1 protein-coding gene is annotated in these 1,023 nt (G+C 73.3%); it reads right to left on the bottom strand.

Features of this window, described 5'->3' with window-relative positions:
* Positions 1-886, bottom strand: an 886-nt coding sequence (locus tag K6I34_RS37370) for a serine/threonine-protein kinase (protein ID WP_229332457.1), incomplete at its 3' end; no start/stop codon positions are given.
* Positions 887-1,023: the final 137 nt, after the last annotated feature.

Below are 1,023 nucleotides of genomic sequence, written 5' to 3'. Positions count from 1 at the left end.
GCCGCTCGGGCCAGGGCGCGTGCGGCATCAGGAACGGGCGGGTGGGGTTGAGAGGGCCGAGCGGCAGGCCGAGCGGCAGGGCGCCCGACGGGCCGGACACGGACACGGGCAACAGGGGCGCGAGCGCCTCGTACACCTCCTGGGCGTCGCCGGGCCGGTGCAGCGGATCCTTCGCGAGCAGCCGCAGGACGAGGTCCTCCAGCGCCTGCGGCACCTCGGGCCGGACCTGCCGTACGGGCACGGGCGGCTCGTAGAGGTGCCGGTGCAGCACACCGAGCGCGGTGGACCCGGCGAACGGGACATCGCCGCTGAGGAGTTCGTGCAGCAGCACGCCCAGCGCGTAGAGGTCGGTGTACGGGCCGACGGCACCGCCCATGGCCTGCTCGGGCGCCATGTAGGCGGGGCTGCCGATGGGCGAGCCGGTACGGGTGAGGCGGGTGGTGTCGGTGTCGAGGACAGCGGCGACCCCGAGGTCGAGGACGAGGACGGAGCCGTCCGGGCGGACCATCACGTTCCGGGGCTTGAGGTCGCGGTGGATGATCGGCACCGCGTGCACGGCGGAGAGCACCGAGCACAGCTGCGCGGCCACGGAGACGGCCCACTGCCAGGGGTAGGGATCGTTCTCGGCGAGGTGGTCGGCGAGGTCGGCGCCCTCGACGTACTGCATGACGAGGTAGAGGTCCTCGCCGTCGCTGCCCGCGTCGTGGACGGTGACGAGGCCTCGGTGGTCGACCTGGGCGGTGACCCGGCACTCGCGGACGAAACGGCGGCGCATCTCGTCGGCACCCTCGGTGCCGCTGCCGCCCGCCATGCGGTCGGGGCGCAGCAGCTTGACGGCGACGCGGCGGTCGAGGCGGCGGTCGTAGGCGGTCCACACCTGGCCCATGCCGCCCTGGCCTATGACGGTGGCCAGCTCGTAGCGGTCGGCGATGACGCGGCCGTTCACTGCCCGTACTCCCTACGGTCCCGGGGCTCCTTGCGGAGCAGATCGCTGAGTTCGTCGAGTTCGGCGCGGACTTGGTC

Origin of the sequence: Streptomyces sp. UNOC14_S4 (assembly GCF_020740835.1) — a bacterium.
Classification (GTDB): domain Bacteria; phylum Actinomycetota; class Actinomycetes; order Streptomycetales; family Streptomycetaceae; genus Streptomyces.
This window is presented reverse-complemented; position numbering and strand designations above follow the sequence as displayed.